Annotated in this window: 24 protein-coding genes, 1 pseudogene, 1 riboswitch and 1 other annotated feature; of the genes and pseudogenes, 18 read left to right on the top strand and 7 right to left on the bottom strand. The window is 38.1% G+C overall.

Features of this window, described 5'->3' with window-relative positions; all coding sequences use genetic code 11:
- Positions 1-87 precede the first annotated feature (87 nt).
- The 4 genes and pseudogenes from AC0ONG_RS15195 to AC0ONG_RS15180 all read left to right on the top strand — a co-directional run bounded on the left by AC0ONG_RS15195 (position 88) and on the right by AC0ONG_RS15180 (position 6,537).
- A complete protein-coding gene (locus AC0ONG_RS15195; RefSeq protein ID WP_001072943.1) occupies positions 88-630 on the top strand; it encodes a CGNR zinc finger domain-containing protein in 543 nt (180 codons plus the stop codon).
- Positions 631-668: 38 nt separating this feature from the next.
- Positions 669-1,442 (top strand): annotated as a pseudogene (locus tag AC0ONG_RS15190) (class I SAM-dependent methyltransferase).
- Positions 1,443-1,576: 134 nt separating this feature from the next.
- Positions 1,577-4,084 (top strand): collagen-like protein, encoded by a 2,508-nt coding sequence (locus AC0ONG_RS15185; protein WP_016077443.1) that lies wholly within the window; start codon positions 1,577-1,579, stop codon positions 4,082-4,084.
- 20 nt (positions 4,085-4,104) lie between these two features.
- Positions 4,105-6,537 carry a BC_3345 family exosporium-associated protein gene (locus AC0ONG_RS15180; protein WP_474203614.1) on the top strand — a complete coding sequence of 811 codons (2,433 nt, stop codon included), beginning with the start codon at positions 4,105-4,107 and terminating at the stop codon, positions 6,535-6,537.
- Between the two features lie 213 nt (positions 6,538-6,750).
- Here AC0ONG_RS15180 and AC0ONG_RS15175 read toward each other — a convergent pair whose 3' ends face one another.
- Together AC0ONG_RS15175 and AC0ONG_RS15170 are read right to left on the bottom strand one after the other, a co-directional pair.
- Positions 6,751-6,894, bottom strand: coding sequence for a hypothetical protein (locus AC0ONG_RS15175; protein WP_000945244.1), 144 nt, complete (start codon positions 6,892-6,894; stop codon positions 6,751-6,753).
- Between the two features lie 97 nt (positions 6,895-6,991).
- Positions 6,992-7,135, bottom strand: a riboswitch (cyclic di-AMP (ydaO/yuaA leader).
- 43 nt (positions 7,136-7,178) lie between these two features.
- Entirely contained in the window at positions 7,179-7,634 is a 456-nt protein-coding gene (locus tag AC0ONG_RS15170) for a GNAT family N-acetyltransferase (protein WP_000601235.1), read from the bottom strand.
- 209 nt (positions 7,635-7,843) lie between these two features.
- Between AC0ONG_RS15170 and AC0ONG_RS15165 the strand changes: the two genes are divergently transcribed.
- Positions 7,844-8,092 (top strand): GlsB/YeaQ/YmgE family stress response membrane protein, encoded by a 249-nt coding sequence (locus AC0ONG_RS15165; RefSeq protein WP_000539733.1) that lies wholly within the window; start codon positions 7,844-7,846, stop codon positions 8,090-8,092.
- A gap of 63 nt (positions 8,093-8,155) precedes the next feature.
- On the top strand, positions 8,156-9,277 hold the full coding sequence (locus AC0ONG_RS15160) for an AI-2E family transporter (RefSeq protein ID WP_000411479.1): 1,122 nt from the start codon (positions 8,156-8,158) through the stop codon (positions 9,275-9,277).
- A 28-nt stretch (positions 9,278-9,305) separates the two neighbouring features.
- On the opposite strand, the gene AC0ONG_RS15155 is transcribed toward AC0ONG_RS15160, so the two are convergent.
- Complete coding sequence (locus tag AC0ONG_RS15155) at positions 9,306-10,463, bottom strand: 1-deoxy-D-xylulose-5-phosphate reductoisomerase (protein ID WP_000241772.1); 1,158 nt, start codon at positions 10,461-10,463, stop codon at positions 9,306-9,308.
- 139 nt (positions 10,464-10,602) lie between these two features.
- Positions 10,603-10,810 (top strand) — a binding site (T-box leader).
- Positions 10,811-10,853: 43 nt separating this feature from the next.
- Between AC0ONG_RS15155 and AC0ONG_RS15150 the strand changes: the two genes are divergently transcribed.
- From AC0ONG_RS15150 to AC0ONG_RS15125, 6 genes are all read left to right on the top strand, one after another.
- Positions 10,854-11,852: a tryptophan--tRNA ligase gene (locus AC0ONG_RS15150; protein WP_136997273.1), complete on the top strand. Its 999-nt coding sequence runs from the start codon at positions 10,854-10,856 to the stop codon at positions 11,850-11,852.
- A gap of 208 nt (positions 11,853-12,060) precedes the next feature.
- Complete coding sequence (locus AC0ONG_RS15145) at positions 12,061-12,624, top strand: maltose acetyltransferase domain-containing protein (RefSeq protein ID WP_000845633.1); 564 nt, start codon at positions 12,061-12,063, stop codon at positions 12,622-12,624.
- Positions 12,625-12,695: 71 nt separating this feature from the next.
- Positions 12,696-13,889, top strand: coding sequence for an MFS transporter (locus AC0ONG_RS15140; RefSeq protein WP_074789777.1), 1,194 nt, complete (start codon positions 12,696-12,698; stop codon positions 13,887-13,889).
- A gap of 122 nt (positions 13,890-14,011) precedes the next feature.
- A complete protein-coding gene (locus tag AC0ONG_RS15135) occupies positions 14,012-15,040 on the top strand; it encodes an ROK family transcriptional regulator (RefSeq protein ID WP_000003031.1) in 1,029 nt (342 codons plus the stop codon).
- Positions 15,041-15,101: 61 nt separating this feature from the next.
- Positions 15,102-15,482: a VOC family protein gene (locus tag AC0ONG_RS15130; RefSeq protein WP_000687550.1), complete on the top strand. Its 381-nt coding sequence runs from the start codon at positions 15,102-15,104 to the stop codon at positions 15,480-15,482.
- Positions 15,483-15,572: 90 nt separating this feature from the next.
- A complete protein-coding gene (locus AC0ONG_RS15125) occupies positions 15,573-15,827 on the top strand; it encodes a YbeF family protein (protein WP_001289513.1) in 255 nt (84 codons plus the stop codon).
- A 92-nt stretch (positions 15,828-15,919) separates the two neighbouring features.
- Here AC0ONG_RS15125 and AC0ONG_RS15120 read toward each other — a convergent pair whose 3' ends face one another.
- A complete protein-coding gene (locus AC0ONG_RS15120) occupies positions 15,920-16,369 on the bottom strand; it encodes an NUDIX hydrolase (protein ID WP_000540466.1) in 450 nt (149 codons plus the stop codon).
- Positions 16,370-16,386: 17 nt separating this feature from the next.
- On the bottom strand, positions 16,387-17,226 hold the full coding sequence (locus AC0ONG_RS15115) for a DUF2785 domain-containing protein (protein WP_074789775.1): 840 nt from the start codon (positions 17,224-17,226) through the stop codon (positions 16,387-16,389).
- A 123-nt stretch (positions 17,227-17,349) separates the two neighbouring features.
- On the opposite strand from AC0ONG_RS15115, the gene AC0ONG_RS15110 reads away from it, so the two are divergent.
- The 5 genes from AC0ONG_RS15110 to AC0ONG_RS15090 all read left to right on the top strand — a co-directional run bounded on the left by AC0ONG_RS15110 (position 17,350) and on the right by AC0ONG_RS15090 (position 22,088).
- Positions 17,350-18,072 carry a GNAT family N-acetyltransferase gene (locus AC0ONG_RS15110; RefSeq protein WP_136997269.1) on the top strand — a complete coding sequence of 241 codons (723 nt, stop codon included), beginning with the start codon at positions 17,350-17,352 and terminating at the stop codon, positions 18,070-18,072.
- Positions 18,073-18,337: 265 nt separating this feature from the next.
- On the top strand, positions 18,338-19,357 hold the full coding sequence (locus AC0ONG_RS15105) for a tyrosine-protein phosphatase (RefSeq protein WP_016077447.1): 1,020 nt from the start codon (positions 18,338-18,340) through the stop codon (positions 19,355-19,357).
- 260 nt (positions 19,358-19,617) lie between these two features.
- The gene (locus AC0ONG_RS15100; protein ID WP_000520300.1) at positions 19,618-20,076 is read left to right on the top strand and encodes a DUF2262 domain-containing protein; all 459 of its coding nucleotides are present in this window, start codon (positions 19,618-19,620) and stop codon (positions 20,074-20,076) included.
- A gap of 106 nt (positions 20,077-20,182) precedes the next feature.
- Positions 20,183-20,893, top strand: coding sequence for a YjjG family noncanonical pyrimidine nucleotidase (locus AC0ONG_RS15095; protein ID WP_000875915.1), 711 nt, complete (start codon positions 20,183-20,185; stop codon positions 20,891-20,893).
- Positions 20,894-21,122: 229 nt separating this feature from the next.
- Positions 21,123-22,088: a tubby C-terminal domain-like protein gene (locus tag AC0ONG_RS15090; RefSeq protein ID WP_000955110.1), complete on the top strand. Its 966-nt coding sequence runs from the start codon at positions 21,123-21,125 to the stop codon at positions 22,086-22,088.
- A 47-nt stretch (positions 22,089-22,135) separates the two neighbouring features.
- On the opposite strand, the gene AC0ONG_RS15085 is transcribed toward AC0ONG_RS15090, so the two are convergent.
- Positions 22,136-22,339, bottom strand: coding sequence for a helix-turn-helix transcriptional regulator (locus AC0ONG_RS15085; protein ID WP_000896294.1), 204 nt, complete (start codon positions 22,337-22,339; stop codon positions 22,136-22,138).
- Positions 22,327-22,686 (bottom strand): DUF3796 domain-containing protein, encoded by a 360-nt coding sequence (locus tag AC0ONG_RS15080; protein ID WP_000859209.1) that lies wholly within the window; start codon positions 22,684-22,686, stop codon positions 22,327-22,329. Before AC0ONG_RS15080 ends, AC0ONG_RS15085 begins: the two co-directional genes overlap by 13 nt.
- A 179-nt stretch (positions 22,687-22,865) precedes the next feature.
- Between AC0ONG_RS15080 and AC0ONG_RS15075 the strand changes: the two genes are divergently transcribed.
- On the top strand, positions 22,866-23,060 hold the full coding sequence (locus AC0ONG_RS15075) for a hypothetical protein (protein WP_000958863.1): 195 nt from the start codon (positions 22,866-22,868) through the stop codon (positions 23,058-23,060).
- The last annotated feature ends 13 nt before the right edge of the window (positions 23,061-23,073 follow it).

Below are 23,073 nucleotides of genomic sequence, written 5' to 3'. Positions count from 1 at the left end.
GTAAAATTATTTGATGGTTAACTATTTTATACTATAATTATACATAAAGTCAGAAAAAAGTAAATTTTAAGAAGAAGGTGGATCGAATTGAATCAAAACGCTCCAAATGAACTAGAATATATTCGGGAATTTTTAAATACATGGAGAATACCAAACGATACGAGAGAGCCAATTGATTTGCTGCAAACAAAAGAAGATATAAAGCTCTTTATGAAAGAATATTTTGATGAAGAGTTTCCATTTCATACGATAGAGGAATTAAGAGGTTTTCGAGAAGATATTCGGATGACAATTGAAGGCGAAGAATCATTGCAAAAATGGTTAGAGAAATACCCATTTCATGTACATATAAAGGAAGATATGAAAGGTATTACATATGAACCAGTATATGAAGAGAATGTGTATACAAAAGTGCTAAGCATTGTGTTAATGTCAATTCAAGAAAATGTGTGGGGAAGGTTAAAAGCATGTCCAGATTGTCGCTGGGTATTTTATGATCATTCGCGAAATGGAAGTAAAAGATGGTGCGGTATGTATGCTGGAGAAGAAGGAGGAAGAGCATGCGGGACGATTGCAAAAGTGAAAAACTACCGGGCGAAGAGAAAAGGGCGATCTGGTTATGATATGTAAGTAATATTAGAGAAAGAAAAATGGATGGGGGGAATGCTATGGAAGGCACACAAATGTTAGCTTTAAACAAAAAGTGTTGGGATACAGTTGCACCATATTTCTTTCAAGTGGATTGTTTACCGAAATATGGTCCGTATACGGCGTCTGAAGATGAGATTCATTTGTTCGAGTCAATTAGAAATAAAAAAGTTCTTGATATTGGGTGTGGAAGTGGAAGTGGACATTCGTTGCAATATATGGCAGAGCATAGGGCAGAGGAAGTATGGGGTCTTGATCTTTCAAGTGAACAAATTAAAACAGCGAATAAAACGTAAAAGCGTTGGAATCCAAAGTTAATATGCGGAGCAATGGAAGAAGAAGGAGATATTCAGAAAGGGTATTTTGATATTATATATTCCATTTATGCATTAGGTTGGACTTCAAATTTAGGAAAAACAGTAGAGTTTATATATTCCTATTTAAAGCCAGGAGAAAGTTTTATTTTTAGTTGGGAGCACCCAGTATATTCAAACTTACAGTATGGTACAGAAGAAGTTGCTATAAAGTCTTCTTATCATGAGGAAACGTCCATTACGTTTGAAACATTTAAAGGAGAAAATGTACAAGCGATATTATATAAGAGAAAAATAAGTACATATATAAATGAGTTAAATAGAGCAGGCTTTATAATTGAGAGAATAGAAGAGCCTGAACCATCGAGCTCGTTTGATGGAGAACTAGCTGAGCCGTCTACGAAATATTATTCTTTATATAAAGCTAGGATGGTACCAACTACTTTTATTATTAAGGCGAGGAAACAAATTGTTTTATAAAAAGAAGCCTATCGTTTCAAATAGTTGAAATGATAGGCTTCTTTATTTTTAAAAAATAAGGTCAGAGGTGTACTTTTTTTAAAAAAATGCATTTCATATAAAAGGTGTAATGATTTTAGGGAAGGGGGATTGTTGTGCGTCATCATAAAAATTGCAAAAAATTCGGAGTGGCACTGCCTCTTCCGCTTATAGGTGCAACTGGTCCAACAGGTAATAGTGGCCCTGTAGGTCCAACTGGAGGGCATGAAGGTCCTGTTGGTCCAACAGGGATGACTGGACCGACGGGAGCAACTGGTCCCCAAGGACCTCAAGGTATCAGGGGAATACAAGGTTCGCGAGGGACAACAGGAGCGCAGGGAATACAAGGAGCTGTTGGTGATACCGGAGAGCAAGGTATAACTGGTCCAACTGGCCTCCAAGGTGCTCAAGGATTAATCGGAAACCAAGGTCCAATTGGTGATATTGGGGTACAAGGATTAGAAGGAACACAGGGAGCTACGGGTCCTGCTGGTAGTCAAGGAATACAGGGCATACAAGGAATACAAGGGGAAGTAGGTGAGCGAGGACAAACAGGGGCACAAGGAATACAAGGAGAGAGAGGGGTAACTGGAGTTCCAGGGGTAACTGGTTCCCAAGGTCCTCAAGGTGTTCAAGGGATACAAGGAGAGCAAGGGGCTACTGGTATACAAGGAGAAGACGGCGCTCAAGGAATACAAGGAATTACTGGAGAACAAGGACACCAAGGTGATCAAGGGGCACAAGGTGTAGTAGGACCAACTGGTTCTACTGGAATACAAGGTCCTCAAGGTATAAGCGGAATAAAGGGAATAACCGGTGTAACAGGCCCTCAAGGTCCACAAGGAGTTCAAGGAATACAAGGAGTAAGTGGATCCACAGGTTTTCAAGGAGCAAAAGGAGTACGAGGGATAACAGGAGCAACTGGTCCTACTGGTACACAAGGCTCAGAAGGACCACCGGGTGGTCCGACGGGAACAACCGGTCCAATTGGTCCATCTAGTGGAGTGACTGGTCCATCAGGTCCACCCGGCCCGCCAGGAGGTCCAACAGGTCCAACGGGTGCGACTGGTTCAACAGGTGTAAGCGGAGGGATAGGACCAATTGGAGCGCAAGGAGTGCAAGGTATAACAGGTCCAACAGGTCCTCAAGGTGTAAGGGGAGTCCAAGGTTCCCAAGGTGTAGTTGGAGCAGTTGGAGTCCAAGGGGCACAAGGTCCTCAAGGTAACCCAGGTATAACGGGTCCAACGGGTGCAGAAGGTTCTCAAGGAATACAAGGTACGCGTGGAGTAACTGGTCCGACAGGTGCAGAAGGCCCTAAAGGTATTCAAGGTATTCAAGGTGTAATAGGCCCAACAGGTGCACAAGGAATGGTGGGAATACAAGGGATAGCCGGTCCAGCTGGTGTTACAGGAGCGGAAGGAGTTCAAGGTGAACAAGGAATCCGAGGAGCAACTGGTCCAGCTGGAGCGCAAGGTATACAAGGAGTACAAGGAATTCAAGGGGAAACAGGAGCAGCTGGAGCACAAGGTCCTCAAGGAGTTCAAGGGATACAAGGGACTACGGGATTGACAGGTGCACAAGGTGCACAAGGTCTTCAAGGAGTGCAAGGAATAATCGGTCCGACTGGAGCTATTGGTTTGCAAGGTCCTCAAGGATTACAAGGAATAACGGGTCCAACAGGAGTTCAAGGAGTGCAAGGAATACAAGGAGTGCAAGGAATAATCGGTCCAACAGGAGCACAAGGAATTAGAGGTCCCCAAGGAAATACAGGGGAGGTCGGTATAACTGGCTCTCAAGGAGTCCAAGGGGCACAAGGTAGTCAAGGACCCCAAGGCCCACAAGGGAATATTGGAATTACTGGTGCAACGGGTGAAACTGGAGCTACTGGAGCAACCGGGTCAACTGGACCACAAGGTGTGCAAGGTGTTCAAGGGATTACGGGAATACAAGGAATAACAGGAATGACAGGCGATATAGGTGCAACGGGTCCGCAAGGAATACAAGGTATACAAGGAATTCAAGGTTTGCAAGGCCCAATTGGAGCAAGTGGGGTGACAGGTGCTAGTGGTAGTATAGGCCCAGTTGGAGCGCAAGGTAGTCAGGGGCAAAACGGAGCGGTTGGACCAACAGGCGCAACTGGTAATGTAGGATCAATAGGTTTCTCGGGGATAGCAGGAGCGACTGGAGCGACTGGTTTACCTAGTGGGGGCGGTTATTTCTTTTCCACTGCAACGAGTACAATTGCAGCGAATGCGCTAATACCAATTAATTCTGGTTCTACAATTTTTGGAGCAGGAGTTAGTTTAACAAATGCGACAACTATAACGTTAAGTACGCCAGGGATATATTTAATAAGTTATTATTTTCAAGGGGATGCAATTTTGGGGAATGAAACGATTTCGGTAAGGCTTGTTTTAAACGGAACGCAAGTCGCAGGGAGTTTTATTCTTTATGTTACAAAAGGTAATTTTATATTAGAACCAGCGATTTCAAATACGATGGTAATTGAAGTTACTTCTCCAAATTCCACTTTGTCATTACAAAATGGTCCATTAGCTATTGGGCATGTAACGACATTAGCGGGAGTAATAACAGCTAGCTTAAACATATTACAAATAGTTTGATGCGTTACAAACGGGAGGAGATGCTTGTGAAGAATCAAGATAAGTGTAGTAAGTTTCAAGCACCTATTCCTTTTCCGCCGCCAGGTATTACGGGGCCCACTGGACCAACCGGTCCAACAGGTGCTTTAGGTGGACCAACTGGACCGCAGGGAATACAAGGCGTACAAGGTCCAATCGGTCCAACAGGTCCGACAGGAATACAAGGGGTGCAAGGGGTACAGGGAGAAAATGGTCCAACAGGTCCAACAGGTTTAACTGGACCACAAGGCTCTCAAGGTAGTCAAGGACCTATGGGAGAACAAGGCCCACAGGGAATACAAGGTGTTCAAGGAATTCAAGGCGAAAGAGGTCCGACAGGTCCAACTGGTATTCAGGGGATACAAGGAATTCCTGGTCCAATCGGTCCAACAGGTTCAACAGGAATACAAGGCATACAAGGAATGCAAGGGGAAGTCGGTCCGACAGGTCCAACAGGAATACAAGGTATACAAGGAGTGCAAGGGGACAATGGTCCAACAGGTCCGACTGGAAATACTGGTATACAAGGTGTTCAAGGTAATTTAGGAAGTAGTGGTTTACAAGGTATAACAGGAATACAAGGAATACAGGGTCTAATTGGTCCAACGGGCCCAACAGGTTCTCAAGGAATCCAAGGGGAACAGGGGCCAATGGGGCCACAAGGGGAAACTGGTGTTCAAGGTTTACAAGGTCCCCAGGGAGAAATGGGGCAGGTAGGTCCAACCGGTTCTCAAGGAATCCAAGGAGTGCAAGGTGTAATCGGTCCGACAGGGGCAACTGGTTTACAAGGGGATCCAGGTCCAACTGGATCAACCGGATCAACTGGGATAACCGGTCCGACTGGTTCTGCAACGGGTCCAACAGGAGCAACAGGTCCAACCGGTCCTCCGGGAGGCCCAACCGGTCCAACCGGTCCAGCAGGATCACCAGGGGGTCCAACCGGTCCGACAGGAGCAACAGGGGCAACAGGGGCGACAGGAGCAACAGGAGCAACAGGAATCCAAGGAGTGCAAGGAATACAGGGTCCAACAGGAGCAACCGGTTTAACAGGTTTGCAAGGGGTACAGGGGCCGATGGGGGCAACAGGTCCAACGGGTGACCAAGGCATTCAAGGTCCACAAGGGATACAAGGAGTAATCGGCCCGACAGGTCCGCAAGGTCTACAAGGATTACAAGGCTCAATCGGCCCAACCGGTCCGACAGGTCCCCAAGGAGTGCAAGGGGCACAGGGTCCAATCGGTCCAACCGGCCCACAAGGGGTTCAAGGTATACAAGGTGAGCAAGGAGTAAGGGGAGCGACAGGTCCAACTGGTTTACAAGGTCTACAAGGCGTACAAGGTCCGAGTGGCCCAACTGGCCCACAAGGAGTGCAAGGCGTACAAGGTCCGAGTGGCATAACAGGCCCAACCGGTCCTCAAGGAATACAAGGTATCCAGGGACCGCAAGGAAGTATAGGCCCAACCGGTCCTCAAGGAATACAAGGAGTGCAAGGTCCCCAAGGTCCAACAGGTCCGACAGGGGCAACGGGTCCTCAAGGAATTCAGGGAATCCAAGGTCCGATTGGTCCAACTGGTCCCCAAGGAATTCAGGGGATACAAGGAGTGCAAGGTCCAATCGGCCCAACTGGTCCAACCGGCCCTCAAGGTCTACAAGGAATAACCGGCCAGGCGGGCCCAACCGGTCCAACAGGAGCAACCGGTCCGACTGGAGAAACGGGTCCCCAAGGTCCTCAAGGAATTCAAGGATCACAAGGAGAAATGGGTCCAACGGGAGCAACCGGCCCGACTGGAGAAACGGGTCCCCAAGGTCTTCAAGGAATCCAAGGTCTCCAAGGGATAACAGGTTCGACGGGAGCAACCGGCCAGACGGGAGTGACTGGTGCCACTGGCCCGACTGGAATACAAGGCATACAAGGAATAACTGGAGCAACAGGGGGAACGGGAGTAACAGGCCCAACCGGCGCCACTGGTCCAACCGGCTTAACTGGAGCAACAGGATCATCTGCTATATCGACAGGTGGTGGCTATTTCTTTTCTACATCAACAAGCACAATTGCAGCAAGTGCCAATATTCCAATTAACTCGGGATCCACTGTATATGGAACTGGTGTATCTTTAACTAGTGCTACAACTGTCACAGTATCGACGCCAGGAATATATTTAGTAAGCTACTATTTCCAAGGGGACGCGACTGGTGGGAATGAAGTAGTATCTGTAAGATTACTATTAAATGGAACACAAGTAACAGGGAGTTTTATACAAAATGTAACGACATCAACTGTAGTATTGGAACCATCTATTTCAAATACGCTTCTTGTAAATGTAGCTAGTGCAAATTCAACGTTTATATTACAAAATGGCCCGCTCGGTGTTGGGCATGTGACTACAATAGCAGGTACGATTACGGCAAGTTTAAATGTAGTGAGAATATTATAAGAAATATAAAAACACAAGGAATGTCTTTTTAGACACACCTTGTGTTTTTGATGTTAAATGAACAATTTTTTATCCTGCATTAACGGGCAGTAAGACACCCACTACAAAATTCAGTTAGAGTAAAGAAGTTAGGTGATAGATCAACGGACCGTAAAAGCCCGATTGGTTTAACTAATAATCAGTGGGGATGCCCCCACTGATTAAAGTTTTGCTTTATCTTTTTGGCTGAAAAATATGTTGAAAGAAGTATTTGTGATGTAAGTTATCTACAATTTTATTTGCTTGATATGTGCGATGTTGTTCGAGTCGAAGTCTTTGCTCCATCATTTTTATTGCGTGATCAGATAAACGTAACATAATACATATCTCCTTTTCTATAAATATAGGTGACTATTTGATATCGATCCCATATTTATAATTAAGGAGGCAAAATGTGTAACATAGGCAAAAAGCACCTTCCTCTCCCATTACGCTTACGAGGTTAGCTGTCGGACTCGGGAAGTGAGAGTTTCCCTACTTAAAAAAAGATTCGCCCCAAGTAGCATAGCTACAAAATTGGTTCCCCCGCTCCAAAATTTGGACTCAGCAAAAGGTATTATAAGGTAAAAGGTAACATAAATAAAACGATTAGTCAAATTATTTTATTTTTTCTGTTTTTTCAGTTGTGTAAGTACTATTCCATCAGGTAGTTCGGTGTATGTTACTTCAAGGAAGCCGTGTTTTTTATATAATGCGATAGCAGGGGTATTTGCTTTACCTGTTTGTACAATGTATGTCATAGAAGAAGGGAACATGTTAAATATATAAATTAGGAGTTTCGTCGCAATTCCTTTTTGAAAAAAATCGGGCGATACAACTAACCTGTGGATATCAATTAGTTTTTCTTCTTGTACAAAAGAAATAAAGCCGACAAGTTTATTTTCAGAAAAATATCCATAGAATGTTTCAACGCAACTTTGAATATCGTTTACAGTATCATATAAACGGGGTATGGCAGTACTATTTAAGTAGTCCCCTTCAACTTTATAGGCTGGAATTTGAACTTGTAAAATGGATGTTGCTACTTCAAAAGAAGTGGAATTTAACTTAAGAATCATAGATAATGAAGCCTCCTTTGAATATGGTATATTAATATAATTGCTTTATGGGTGAGTTTGACAATATTTTTCTTTTTTGCATATAATATATGTATCTCCATATGTAAAATAGTAGTAAATATATTTCTATAGTGAAATATGATTAGCAATGATAAATACATATGTTTGTATTGAATCATACAAACTATAATAGAAATGGAGGACTAAAAATGGGATGGATTATCACATTAATAGTTGGTGCTATTATAGGTGCAATTGCTAGTTCTATAACGGGTAAAAATTTCCCAGGTGGTATGTTCGGAAATATTATCGCAGGTTTATTAGGTGCTTCGTTAGGTGGTAGATTATTTGGATCCTTTGGGCCATCATTTGGTGGGATTCATGTCGTGCCGGCATTATTAGGTGCAATCGTGTTAATTCTTATTGTATCATTTGTAGTGAAAGCTGCAAGGAAATAGAGATATAGATTATGATGAAGAGCCCTGAATAAGGGCTTTTCATCATTCGAAGAGGTGGTTTCATTGGAGAAAATAAATATAAGAAAAAGAGATAAGTTAAGAAAGTTTTTTAGAGAACAAAATTATTTGGCGGTATTGCTTGGATTTGCGTTATTGTTTATTAATATTTTATTACTAACAAAAATATCATTTGTTTTTACACCGTTTATCGTATTTTTAAAAACAATTTTCTTCCCAGTACTATTGGCAGGCGTGCTATTCTATATTTTGCATCCATTCGTTTCACTTTTAGAAAAGAAAGGTGTTTCAAGAATCGTATCGATAGCCTCAATATACTTAATAGTAATCGGATTATTTGTGTTTTTAGTTGTAACTGTTATCCCTATTATTAAAGATCAAATTGATGCATTAATTGATAACTTACCGTACTTTGGCCATGAGATTGAACAAGCAGCGCGTAGATTCGGGGAAAGTAATTTACTTGGTAAAATTCAGGAGAATTTAAATATTAATGTTGCGAATATGGTAAAAGACTATACAGTTGATTTTACAAAGTCATTATCATCAGTAACTGGGAATGTAACTGGATTCTTGAGTACTGTTACAGAGGTTGTTTTAACATTTGTAATGGTTCCATTTATATTGTTCTATCTTTTAAAAGATGGCGAACAATTGCCGAATCACTTCTTAAAATTCATTTCAGAACAAAGACAACCAGCAGCAATGAGAATACTAGATGATATGCACTATGCGATTAGCTCGTATATTAGAGGGCAAATTATCGTGAGCTTGTTTATCGGTATTATGCTATTAATCGGTTACCTTATTATCGGTATTAAATATGCGGTACTACTTGCGATTTTAGCGATGATTGTAAATATCGTTCCGTACGTAGGACCAATTATTGCTATTACACCAGCGTTAATTATCGCATTTATTGACTCGCCAGCAATGGTGTTAAAAGTAATCATTGTTATGATGGTTGTACAATTAGCAGAAGGTAAATTTATTTCTCCTCAAGTAATGGGGAAAAAGCTAGATATTCACCCAATTACAATCATATTTATCATTTTAACTGCCGGAAACTTATTCGGGATTATGGGCATTATTTTAGCCATTCCAGGATACGCGATATTAAAAGTGTTAGTTACGCACGGTTATAGATTTGTTAAGTTGAATACGTGAAAAAAGAGCTAAAACAGTGGGAACTGTTTTAGCTCTTTTTTATTAACAATTCATTTGCATATTGGCGCGCCCATTGATCCGCTTCCAATATAGCATCTAGTGAAAGGTCTTTTACGTTATGATGAGCTTCAACTGTTTTGTAAATTGTTTTTTCAATATCGAAAAAGACAATTTCATTTTTTAAGAATCGTGCATTCGCAATTTCATTTGCTGCATTTAATACAGCGGGAGTAGTACCACCGATTTTGCCACATTCATATGCGTATTGTAGACAAGGGAACTTCTCTAAATCTGGTTTTTCAAAATGTAAACTACTGATTTCTAATAAATTTAATTTTTTATAGGAAGAAGGTAGCCGAGTAGGATAGTGAAACGCATATTGAATAGGCATTCTCATATCAGGAGCACCGAGCTGTGCCATAACTGATCCATCAATAAATTCTACTAAAGAATGAATGATGCTTTCTTTATGAATCATTACATCAATTTTTTCATACGGAATATCAAATAGCCATCTCGCTTCCATTACTTCGAATCCTTTATTCATTAATGTGGCAGAATCAATCGTTAGTTTTGCGCCCATTAACCAGTTTGGATGTTTTAAAGCGTCCTTAGCTTGTAACGTTTGCATTTCTTCACGTGTTTTATCACGAAAAGCACCACCGGAAGCTGTTACAATTAACTTCTCAATCTCTTTATTATTTTCTCCGTTTAAACATTGGAAAATAGCTGAATGCTCACTATCTACTGGAATTAAGCGACATCCGTTTTGTTTCGCTAGTTCAGTTACGATATGTCCAGCTGCAACTAAAGTTTCTTTATTAGCAATAGCGATATCTTTCTTCGCTTTTAATGCTTCAATTGTTGGGAGTAATCCTGAAACACCGACAACAGAACTTAATACAAGATTTGAATCAGGGTGAGTAGCTACTGCAATTAAGCCATCAGTCCCGTGTGTGATTTTTGTATTTGCTGAAATACGCGTACGAAGCGTGTCTGCTAAGTCTTTTGTCGCAACGCTTACAATACGAGGTTGAAACGTTTTGATTTGTTGCTCAAGAAGATCAATGTTATAATTTGCGGTTAAACCGACGATTTTGAAATGTTCAGGATGAGCTGAAATAACATCTAATGCAGATGTGCCGATGGATCCTGTGGAACCTAAAATGGATATATATTTTACCATGAAAAAACCTCCAAAGTTGTTTTGAATATTTCTGCAAACCTATATAAGATTAGACAATTGAAGTGGAAATTCCTGCTATATAAAATAGAAAATTCGGGTTTGTTTGGAAGTGAAATGTGATAAACTGTAAAAAAATAACGAAAAAGCAATGAAAGAGAAGAGTACATATTCGAAACTTTTCAGAGAGCTGATATGTGGTGAGAATCAGTAAGGGATGAATATGGAATGGGCTCTGGAGCTTCTAACTGAAATGAGTAGGTAAAGACGGTTACTTCACGTTAAGAAGTTGAAGTGAGCTATAATGATAGCTAATTAAGGTGGTACCGCGGGAGTTTCTCGTCCTTTTTAAGGATGAGAGGCTCTTTTTATTTTGAGAAAGGAGGAGTTAGTGTGAGTGAAAAAATAATGTTAACAGGAATTAAGCCGACAGGTTATCCGCATTTAGGAAATTATATTGGCGCGATTAAACCTGCATTACAAATGTCAAAGAATAATGAAGGAAAAGCATTGTACTTTATAGCTGATTATCATGCGTTAAATGCTGTGCATGATTCAGAAAAGTTCAGCAGTTATACGAAAGAGGTAGCAGCTACTTGGTTATCGCTTGGACTTGGGGAAGATGTTATTTTTTATCGACAAACAGAAGTGCCGGAGATTCTAGAATTAGCTTGGATATTAGCTTGCTTAACTCCGAAAGGACTTATGAACCGTGCTCATGCGTATAAAGCGAAGGTGGAGCAAAATAAAGAAGCGGGTTTAGAGATAGATGCAGGAGTGAATATGGGATTATATACGTATCCGATCTTAATGGCGGCGGATATATTACTATTTCAAGCTACTCATGTACCAGTTGGGAAAGATCAAATTCAGCATATTGAAATTGCACGTGATATTGCGACGTATTTTAAGCATACATTCGGCACGACATTTACACTTCCGGAGTATGTCATACAAGAAGAAGGAGCAATATTACTAGGACTTGATGGAAGAAAGATGAGTAAAAGTTACGGGAATGTAATCCCATTATTTGCAGAGAAAGAAAAACTACGAAAGTTAATATTTAAAATCAAAACAGATTCTTCACTTCCGAATGAACCGAAAGAACTAGAAACGTTATTTATGACATATAAAGAATTTGCGATGGAAGATGAAATACAGTCGATCCGTGAAAAATATGAGACTGGAATCGGATGGGGTGATGTGAAAAAAGAGTTGTTTCGCGTTGTAGATCGTGAGTTAGCTGGACCTCGTGAGAAATACGCTATGTATATGAATGAGCCAAATTTATTATACGAAGCGTTAGAAAAAGGTGCTGAGCGGGCAAGAGAAATCGCGAAGGTAAATTTAGCTGAAATTAAAAAACGGATTGGATTTGAGAGGGGGCGCTGAGCGTTCCCTTGTTTATCTATATAATATTCTTCATATTGATATGTAGAGCAAGGAATTCGCACTTCTTTTCAAAACTTATTAGTTGCATATGTTAAAAAGTATGCTAATATAGGGTTACTTATTAAATGTGTTTAATAAGTATAATTTAAGTCACTTATTAAAGAAGTTTAATAAGTGGATCTCATTCAATAAAAAAGGAGATGAATGTATGAAAACGGAGAAAGAAAAGATGGTGGCAGGAGAAATGTATATGCCAGATGATGAAGAGTTAGTAGCTGATAGAACTGAAGCAAAACGTTTAACACGCCTTTATAATGAGGCGATGGAGATAGGAGATGAAAAACGTTTTACGTTATTAAATCAGCTTTTAGGTTCTTCAGCTGACGGGAAAGCCCAAATCAATCCTGATTTTCGTTGTGATTATGGCTACAACATCCATGTTGGAAAGAGCTTTTTCGCAAATTTCAATTGTGTGATTTTGGACGTTTGTGAAGTACGAATCGGTGATAATTGTATGTTTGCACCTGGAGTTCACATTTATACTGCTACGCATCCGCTACATCCGGTAGAGCGGAATTCCGGTAAAGAATATGGAAAGCCTGTAAAGATTGGTAACAACGTTTGGGTTGGCGGGGGAGCTATAATTAACCCTGGTATTTCAATTGGAGACAACGCTGTAATTGCCTCAGGGGCAGTTGTGACAAAAGATGTACCTCATAATGTAGTTGTTGGTGGTAATCCAGCTAAAGTTATTAAAACGATAGACTTATAGAAATCGTTTTTTTTACGGGTATATGAATAAACTGGTGTCTTATCGTATAGACAATGGGGAAGGTGTTTCATATGGAGAAATATAGTGCGAACAATCATACAAAGACATTACTTGCCTCTCGAAATGCTCTTTTTCTCTTATTTGCTTTGCCAGGTGTGGCATTTGCTACATGGATTTCAAGAACAGCAACTACTCGAGATATGTTAGCAGTGTCAAATGCAGAAATGGGCTGGATTTTGTTCGGACTATCTGTTGGTTCAATAATTGGTTTACTGAGTGCAAGCCGCTTCATTGACTGTAAGGGAGCTAGAGACGTTATTATAGGCAGCATGTTTTTTATGATTGTTGGATTGATTTGTTTAGGTATAAATATTTATTTTGTTTCTAGTATGGGGGCTTTTAGTAGCTTACTAGTATTTGGAGTAGGCTACGGATTGGCGGAAGTCGCATTGAATGTAGAAGGTTCTTCCATTGAGCAGAAATTAGGAACAACTCTTCTTCCGAAATTTCATGGCTTTTTTAGTGTAGGAACTTTAGTAGGCGCGCTCAGTGGTTCTGTCGCAGCGTCGCTTCACATCCCGATTCTGTATCAGTTTCTTGTGATTTCGGTCATGTTTCTATTACTTGTATGTATGGTGTATCGTTTTCTTCCGCATGGAACAGGAAAGAAGGAGAAATCGCGGAACAAAAGGAGAGAGAAGCGTACTTCCTTACGTATGGAAAAAAAGGTGCTTTTAATTGGTCTTTTTGTGCTTGGAATGGCATTTGCAGAAGGTAGTGCAAATGATTGGCTACCTATCGTGATGGTAGATGGACATGAGCAAAGTATAGTGGCAGGTTCTATTATGTACGCAATTTTTGTATTAGCAATGACGTTAACTCGTATGTGTAGCAGCTATTTCCTTGATCGATTCGGTCGTGTCGCTGTCGTACGTGCCACTATTATGATGGCGATTCTAGGAATTTCAATCGTAATATTTGGGAGTAATTCGTATTTTCTAGCATTTGGTGTAGTACTGTGGGGGATTGGTGCAGCGCTAGGTTTCCCAATTGGTCTGTCAGCTGCTGGAGATGACCGTGAAAATGCGACTTCTAATGTTGCTGCAGTTTCTATCATTGGTTATACAGCCTTTTTAGTCGGACCACCATTTTTAGGGATACTTGGGGAAGCATTCGGAATACGTAATGCCTTGCTAGCGGTTTTATTATTTGTTCTTTTGTCTGGAATTGTATCGTCTATTACAAGAGAGAATACACCGAGCTAAATAAGGATTGCATGCAGCGGAAATATATCATCTCTATTGCTTTAGAAAATGATGTATGATATATTGTCAACGCAACTTATTAAAAGTGTTTAATAAGTATGTTGATTAAGGTGGTGAGCGATTTGAGTGAACAATTTGTTACTCAAAAATCAATTAAAGAGACGATCCTTCGCGGCATTCGTACGGCTCTTCTAGAGCAAGGAAGTGCGACGAAAGTTGAACTTAGTAATACATTAGAAATTAGTTTTCCAACGATAAGTAAATTTATAGAAAATATGAAACAAGATGGTGAAGTCACTTTAGTCGGTTTAGATGATTCAAGTGGCGGAAGAAGAGCGAAACGATATGCGTATAATCCAGAATATATGTTAGGATTAGCGATATTTTTAGAAAAAAATGAGACGAATTATACAATTTTTAACTGTTTAGGGGAAGTAAAAGAACAAGGGAGTACTTCAAGTGCATTAATTGATGCGGGACTAAGCGTATTAACAGAACATATAGAAAGTCTTATAGCTATGTTTCCAAAAATAAGTTCTATATCAATTGGTGTCCCTGGTGCGGTCGATAATGGGCGTATTTTCTATATTCCTGGATATGAAAAGTTTCAAAATTTTAATTTGAAAAGTCACTTTGAGGAACTGTTTTCTATACCAGTAGTAATAGAAAACGATATGAATGCTGCAGTGCTCGGGTATCATAAAAACACGAGGAATAATGACAATTCCTCTCTTGTATATTTGTATTCAGGTCAAAATGGCCCAGGTGCGGGGATTATGGTAAATGGAGATGTCGTACGCGGAAGTACATTTTTCTCAGGAGAGATATCTTTCGTTCCGCAGTATGATAATAAAAATTTCTTACAAGCTTTGAGAAGTGGGGATTCGCATAATTCAGAGGAATATAATATAGATGCTATTACTCGTTTAATAGCTACATGTATAGCTATTATTAACCCTCATACGTTTATCTTCTGTGATGATGAAGTGAATCAATTTGTAATAGATCAAATTGTAAAAAGTTGTCCGCAGTACATTCCGGCAGAACATATTCCGAAAATAACAGTGAGCAACTGGAAAGAAGATTATTTATATGGGTTAAAAAGCCTTGGACTTGATCTTATGATTACGAGAACAAATAAAGAAAATTAAATGTACTGGCAATGAAGCATCCAATTGCCAGTTGAATAACATAAAAGAAAAGGTGTCGATTATGAAAATTGAACATGTAGCAATTTGGGTGAATGATTTAGAAGGAATGTGTGATTTCTATAAACAGTACTTCGGTGGTGAAGAAAATAGCTTATATCACAATCCGAAAAAGCAGTTTGAATCTTATTTCATAACTTTTGAAGGTGGTGCGCGTCTAGAACTTATGAGACAAGTAGGGATAGACGATAAAATAAAAACACAAACAGTAGGATATGCGCATATTGCTTTTTCTGTAGGTAATAAAGAAAAGGTGAACGAATTAACTCATACATTAAGAGAAGCAGGGTACCCTGTGTTAAACGGCCCACGAACTACAGGGGATGGTTACTATGAAAGTGTAGTAAGTGATCCTGAAGGGAATCAGATTGAGATAACAATCTAACATTATATTTACTAATAAAAAATAAAATTTTGTTGTTCCCCCAAATGTTTACGAGAAACCTATTATTTCTGCAGAAAGGGGGACATAACATTGAGTGAAATCATTTTTATTTTCTGTATATATCCATTGCTTATTTGTATTTTTTCAATAGCTGTGACATATAAAGTAGGTACATTTTACGCGATGCCAATTGTAACATTTCTTATTTTTCTTATGTTAAGTGTTACAGTGCACGATCCAGCATTTTTCTTTTGGGTTGGCATGTATACTATTCTTTCATTTATTGTTTCTTATATAACTATCCTTTTTATAAAGGGATATAAAGTTGTAGAAAGAGAGCGTTAATATCATTTTGGGGAAATAGGGATTTACGGTGAACGATAACAACCTCATTTCACGTTGTAATGACGGGAAATGAGGTTGTTTTATTTATATTTTTAATTAGAGTGATGAAAATCGCGAAGAATCCCCTCAATGACTGGATGAAGAGTACTAGGTAACTCATCAAACGGAAAGAAACGTAATTCTTTTGACTCAGTTTTATCACATATAAGCTCCCCGTGAAATTCGCGGCAAATATAAACAACGAGTACACCATGTACTTGATCGCCGTTTGGATAGATTTGAAAGAAATCTGGCCCTGAGTATGTACGGAATAGTTCTGGATTTTTAATAATAAGTCCAGTTTCTTCAAATACTTCTCGTTTTAAAGCACCTTCTAACGTTTCGTTATATTCTAAGGCACCCCCAATAATGCCCCATCGGTTAAAATCTGTCCGAAGCTGCAGTAATACTTCATCTTTTTCATTTAATATAATGGCATGTGATCCTATTAAAATAAGTGGATGATTTCCTACTAGATTTCTCATGTCTTCAATGTAGCCCATATTTTTGCTCCTTGTATTTAATAATAGTTAGGGAGTTCTTTTAACATTCTTTCTGTTTTACGCGCTGTAAAAGCTAAGTTATGGTCATCTTTCGTTCTGAAAAATAATGTGCGTAAAAAGGTTTTAATGTTGGCGCATAAAATACAATACTCATTAAGTGAAAGGCGTTTTCTAATTTGAGGAAGCCTTTTTATTTTTTTATGAATAATAGAAATTAACTCGTTTTGAGGAAAATCATGATACAGCATTGCTAGTAATGGAGTAACAATGCGTTCATCTTCATTATTATGAAAAAGGTCAGATGGAATAAAAATTTTATTTAATAAACAATGAATTAATTCTTCGTACCATTCAAAGGTCGTATACGTATTATGAACAATTTCGGTGAAAGCATCAGATACGTGAGCAAGACAATGAGCCCATCCTTTGTTTTCAATATAGCCTCGAAAATCCGTTTCTAAGTTTGTATATGTAATGAGTTTATTTTTTATTTCTTCGATATCCTCCTCTGTACAAAAGTAGTGCGAATTAGCGAATTGGAGTATTAACGCAATTAACGAAACAGTGTAAGAACGTGTGAAAACCCCATCTGTATGTGGGGAGTAAATGTCACAATATAAATACTCATCACTTAAACAAGTTTGCAGAAGTAATTTCAGCTGATCGTCCATAAGGAATTCATGATGAATGAAATGCGCAAAACATTTATATATAAGTTGGTAACGAACGTAGCTATCAGTCGTTCCGATATACTGAAGCATGTTCAAAGTTAACTCATTTACGTCTATATGCTGTAGTTGCGTATAGTCATTTTGTTGTATAAGCTCTAACTGTTGTTGCAATGCTGTAATATTCACTGGAGAACCTCCTCCGCACTTTAAAGATGCGATCTTTTCTAGTATTCTATATATTCAAGGACAATCCTGCTCATGCAAGGAGAACGATTAGAAATTCGAGTATGATATAGATGAGGGAAGAATATGACGACGATAGAACAGTTAGAAAAACATTTTAAAATAAGAAGAAGTGCTTCTTCTATTATGATAAAAGAAAATAATGCAGAGGTTTTTACAGAAGAGCAATTAGAGGGAATGATGCAGTATTGCGTTGCCGAAGCTGAAAAAGATGGATTAGAAAAATTACATTTTGAAATTTCTTCAAAAAGCCCAAATTATGATGTGTATAAAAAATGTTTTGAAACGTATTCATTTGAATATGTTACGGAAAGCATGATTGTATTTAAAGATATATACGAAGTAGAAGATATAGAAAGTGAAGTTGATTTTAAGTTAATTGAAGAAGTAGGGGAAGAGGCTTTTTATTCACTGTGGAATGAAGCGACGGGAGAACCAGTCGTTCATGATCAATTTGTGCATATGATGCTACAAGAAATTGGTGAGCAATGGAAAGAACATTGCTTAACAGCGAATGTCGATGAAAAGCCGATAGGAATTGTAATCCCGCATATTGAAAGAGGTACGTTAGAAGAAGGGAAACTTATGTACTTCGCAGTTACTCCAAATATGCGTAATAAGGGATATGAAGCTGTATTATTTGCAGGTGCGTTGTTTGTCTTAAAGGAAATAGGTGCATCTTATTATATTGGTGAGACAAATATACAAAATGAATGGATGAAGGATGTTTTTGAAAAGAATGGATGTCAGCTGCTAAGTTGTACTGAGCGGTATGTGAGGGTGTTTTAGGAGGATGAATGGTCTATATTCTCGAACTCGTATAGCGGGAGGGGACTATTTATTCGCACCCTGATCGCGGGACAGTTGTATATAAAGATTTAGGTGATGAACAAATTGCATATGTCTTTCGAGGGAATCCGTGTACAACTTATGAACAAGTAAAAGAACTTTTTGCCTCTTTGTAAGATAAAAAGAAAAATGAGAACGACAAAATAGATATTCCTATAATACAATAAAGAAAGATTCGATTATATGAGAAAGCGTTGGTGAAAGAATGGAGCAGCAAAGAAATTGGCTACAAGCAACTGTAGAAAGAATTGAAGATAATACGTTACAAATAAAGTGGGAAAATAATATAGAAGAAGTTCGTATTTATTGGAGTACTTCACCAGATCATATTGAAGAAAATGGAGAACTACTTGCAACGGTAAATGGAGAATTATCATATACAATTGAAAACCCGAGTGAAAATGAACGTCCATATTTTAGATTAGTAGGAAGTAATGGACAAGCAGTAACAGTAGCCGAGCGTAGATTGCCATTACAAGGTGCGTTTAACTTCCGTGATATGGGAGGATATGAAACGACTGAAGGCCGTAAAGTAAAATGGGGCAAATTATACCGCTCTGAAGAATTAGCAGGGCTAACTGAATGGGATATTGCCTATTTACAAAAGTCTGGCTTAAAGTTAATTTGCGATTACCGTACAGACTTTGAAGTGAAGCATAAGCCGAATCCAGAGATTACGGGTGCTCGTCAAGTGTGCTTACCAGTTATGCAAGACTTAGCGAAAGACTTAAATATAAATGAGTTTTTCCAAGTTGGTGACCTTTCTATGTTAGGAAAACCAGGTGAATATCTTGTGAAAATGAATCAAGGTTTCGTAAGTGGTAACGAGGCATTCGTGAGCTTCTTAAACTTAGCGCAAAACCCGGAAAACTTACCGTTAGTAAACCACTGTACAGCTGGAAAAGATCGTACTGGATTTGGTTCAGCATTATTACTACTTTTACTAGGTGTACCAGAAAAAACAGTAATGGAAGACTACTTACTAAGTAACGGATTTCGTGAAAAGCTAAATGAAAAAATGATGGCCTTTTTAGGTGCGAAATTACAAAACGATGAGAGCAGAGCGATATTAGGTGCAATGTTTGAAGCACGTGCTGAATACTTGCAAGCTGCGATTGGTGAAATTCAAAAGCAATACGGATCAGTTGAAGCATACGCTGAAAGGGCTCTTGGCTTTACGAAAGAGTCGTTAGAGGAAATGAAAGAGTTATTACTAGAAGATTAATAAGTAAAAGGAGGCTGAGCGGATTAGCCTCCTTTTACTTATAGCGTAGTTGAAAATAGAAGATAATGGTGTATTCAATAAAGAGCAGGTTAAGCGCCTCATAATGAAATATATAAACTTATATTACTATCGTGTTATTATGTTAAGTGACGGTAAAGTCGTGTGATTTATAATGATTTCTATAATGAACTATAGGGAAAAAGCAAGAAAATGTCTATGTATTTGATGGAGGGTTATCATAATAGAAAGGAAATTAGGAGATGGGGAAATCAATAAAAAGTGAATTAATAGGATTGTTTACCTTTAATGAGACATGTAAAGTATATCAGCAAAAAAATGAGGAAATACATTGGCAATTGGATATTAGAAATGAATATGTAGATGTTAATGAGATGATTAAAAGGGCAGAGAAGCTTTTTTTATGTATAGAAGAATTTGATAAAAAGGCTAAAGTAGCCATAGCAGAAAAATTGATAAATTACAAAAATGATTTTTGGCCTGAGTATGATGATAATGATGAACATTTAAATTGGGATGCTGTAGATGCAGGAGAATATGATATAACGAAAGAAAAATTTGCAAAAGCGATTACGCTCTATGACATTGAAATTAGAGAAAATGATATATACTGTGAATATCATGATGGAGATTTATTTGGTGGACACATGATACATGCCTATTTTAATAATGATTATAAATTATTAAGCGCAGAGGTGTAATTTTAGTTATATAAAAATTGAATTAAAGTGTGCTTTAGTTAAAAGAATTAAATAAATTTTAAGCAATGAGAACGAAGCTTTTAAAATAGGAATTGAGGAGAACATCATGAAATACAAAGTTATATTATTCGACGTAGATGATACATTATTAGATTTCCCTGAAACGGAAAGACACGCATTACATAATGCGTTTGTACAGTTTGGTATGCCTACAGGGTATAATGATTATCTTGCAAGTTATAAAGAGATTAGTAATGGATTATGGAGAGATTTAGAAAATAAAATGATTACGCTAAGTGAATTAGCAGTAGATCGATTTAGACAATTATTTGCACTTCATAATATAAATGTAGATGCACAGCAATTTAGTGATGTATATCTTGAAAACTTAGGGAAAGAAGTACACCTTATAGAAGGCGCAGTACAATTATGTGAAAATCTACAAGATTGCAAGTTAGGTATTATTACGAATGGATATACGAAGGTGCAACAATCAAGAATCGGAAATTCACCTTTATGTAATTTCTTTGATCATATTATTATTTCTGAAGAAGTTGGTCATCAAAAGCCAGCACGTGAGATTTTTGATTATGCATTTGAGAAATTTGGAATTACGGATAAATCAAGTGTACTAATGGTCGGAGATTCGCTAACTTCTGATATGAAAGGCGGAGAAGATTACAGCATTGATACGTGTTGGTATAATCCAAGTTTGAAAGAAAATAGGGCAGAAGTTAAGCCGACTTATGAAGTGGAGAGTCTGCTACAAATTTTAGAAATTTTGGGAGTGGCGGAAGAAAAGGTAGCTTCATTTTAATTGTGCTGATATTTGTCGGCAAATCGATGATATATTGTAAGTTGCGATAGATATATTTGAAAAATCGCTCATATAAGTTCATATACTAAGATATAGAACAAAAAATAACGCTACTATACAAGGTCATTCACGTGTTATAATGCGTGAATTAAATATACGTATATAAATAGTTTCTCAGAGTGATGCGATGTCATGTATGATTAGTGTAACAACTAGAGGTGAATGAAGGATGTTAACGTTTTTATTTGAGTTAGACAAGAATCTCCCGCAGAAGGATGAGCCACGGTATGTTGCTTATACAAATGGTTTTATCGAAGGGGATTTAACAATTTGTATGGGTGACAGAGTATTTTTTCAAAAATCATGTATGAAGGTTGCAGAGCTGGGCATTTATTTAGGTCAGTGGATGGAACAAGTTCAACACGGGCAAAACGTGCCTATGAAATATGAAACGGCTGACCGTGAAGAGGTCATTCTTGGCTTATTCTATGAAGAGGATCATAACCAATGGAATGTTTCTTCCAGCTGGCAAGAATTTGAACTTCAAGAGCGTATCTCTACTGAAACATTAGTAGAGAGCGTTCAATGCTATTTATATGAGCTAAATAAGGAACTGCGTGCGATAGAATATCCTGTGACGTTTGATCAGTACTTAAGAGGAGAGCGAATGATGCAGCTTTCTTACAAACGACCGTGTGATAGCAAAGCAGATACGACGCCGATAGAGGTTTATAATGGAAGCGAGCAAGTAGGCGTAGTAAGGGGCTATTATAAAAATACGCTGATGAGAGTGCTGGATTTTATTCCGAAAATTGGTAGTAATATCATTTATGAAATAAAGGATATTAAGAACAATATTCGCGTCATTGCAAAGGATGTAAGTAGGCAGCGCCAAAGAAAGATTTTAGTAACGTACATCGATAATAATGATGCAGAGCATGAAATACTTGTATGTGACGGAAAGTTATTGGATGCAAATTTTATATTTACCTTTACATATAAGGCAGAAGAATATGTTGTTCATAAAACTTCATTTGGAATGGGAAAATTATTACGAAAAGGCTATTTAATCGCAGATTGGAATATTCGTCTTGAGGAAGATATGTATTACATCGAGATGAATGCATATGATGGAGATTACATGGAGGATCAATACTTACTATTAGGCGTATTTCATGCGGTTTTATATGGATAATCGATGAGAAATACCGTCATTCTTCTTGGAAAGAATGACGGTATTTTTTATTTATCCTCAAAAATAAAAATCTCATCAATCGTACTATGAAGTGCCTTCGCTATATCGTGAGCGAGTTGCAATGAAGGATTATACTTACCTTTTTCAAGGTGGCTAATTGTTTCACGGCGTACACCAACTTGCTTCGCTAAATCTTCTTGTGTCATGTTCAATTTTGCGCGGTATTCTTTTATCTTCGTTACGAACGCCATGGTGCATCTTCCATTTCATCAACAGGTTTATCATAAAAGAACATAGAAAAACCGAACGTAAGAATGAGTGTGCCGAAAATAAGAGTGATATCAATTTCTTGTAAGATGGGGTTTGGAAATAACATTTCAATAAATATAATGATAGCGGTAGTTAGTAATGTAACGATAAATGCATTGCGACACGATTTATTGACAATTTGTTCAAACAGTTCATCGTGTTGAACTGTTCTATACGATGTGAAAAAGGAGAAGAAACAGAACATAGTAAACAATCCTTTTTCATAAAAAAATCCGAGGAAACCGAAGAAACCGAGAAATCCTAAATATTTTATCCAAGTTGTTTTCATGATAGGTCCTCCTTACGTTGTTAGAAATAAGTCACGTTATGTTACAAATATATCACAATTGGATAGGAATGGTAATAATAGTTTTCCAGTTTGCTTCATAATAATAGTAAAAAGAGGAAATATGCTGCGAAATAAAGAGGATAATATTGTAAAATGGTTGTAAGGAGGGGGAGGAAGAAATGCTAACTTGGATCATGATCGTTGTATTACTTGTAGTGATTACTGTCATTGCGACGGTGTTAATTGGGCGTAATGGTGATGCAAATTATAGCAAAGCGACAAAGGGGAATATTAAACGATTAACAATGATTTATATTATACTAGCTGTCGTTTTAGTTGTTGGATTAGGGGTGTATATTTATTTTAAAGGTTAAATAAACTGAAAAA

Source organism: Bacillus sp. TCT6 (genome assembly GCF_056033845.1).
The sequence above is the reverse complement of the archived record's forward strand: the minus strand, read 5'-3'. Positions and strand labels throughout refer to the sequence as shown.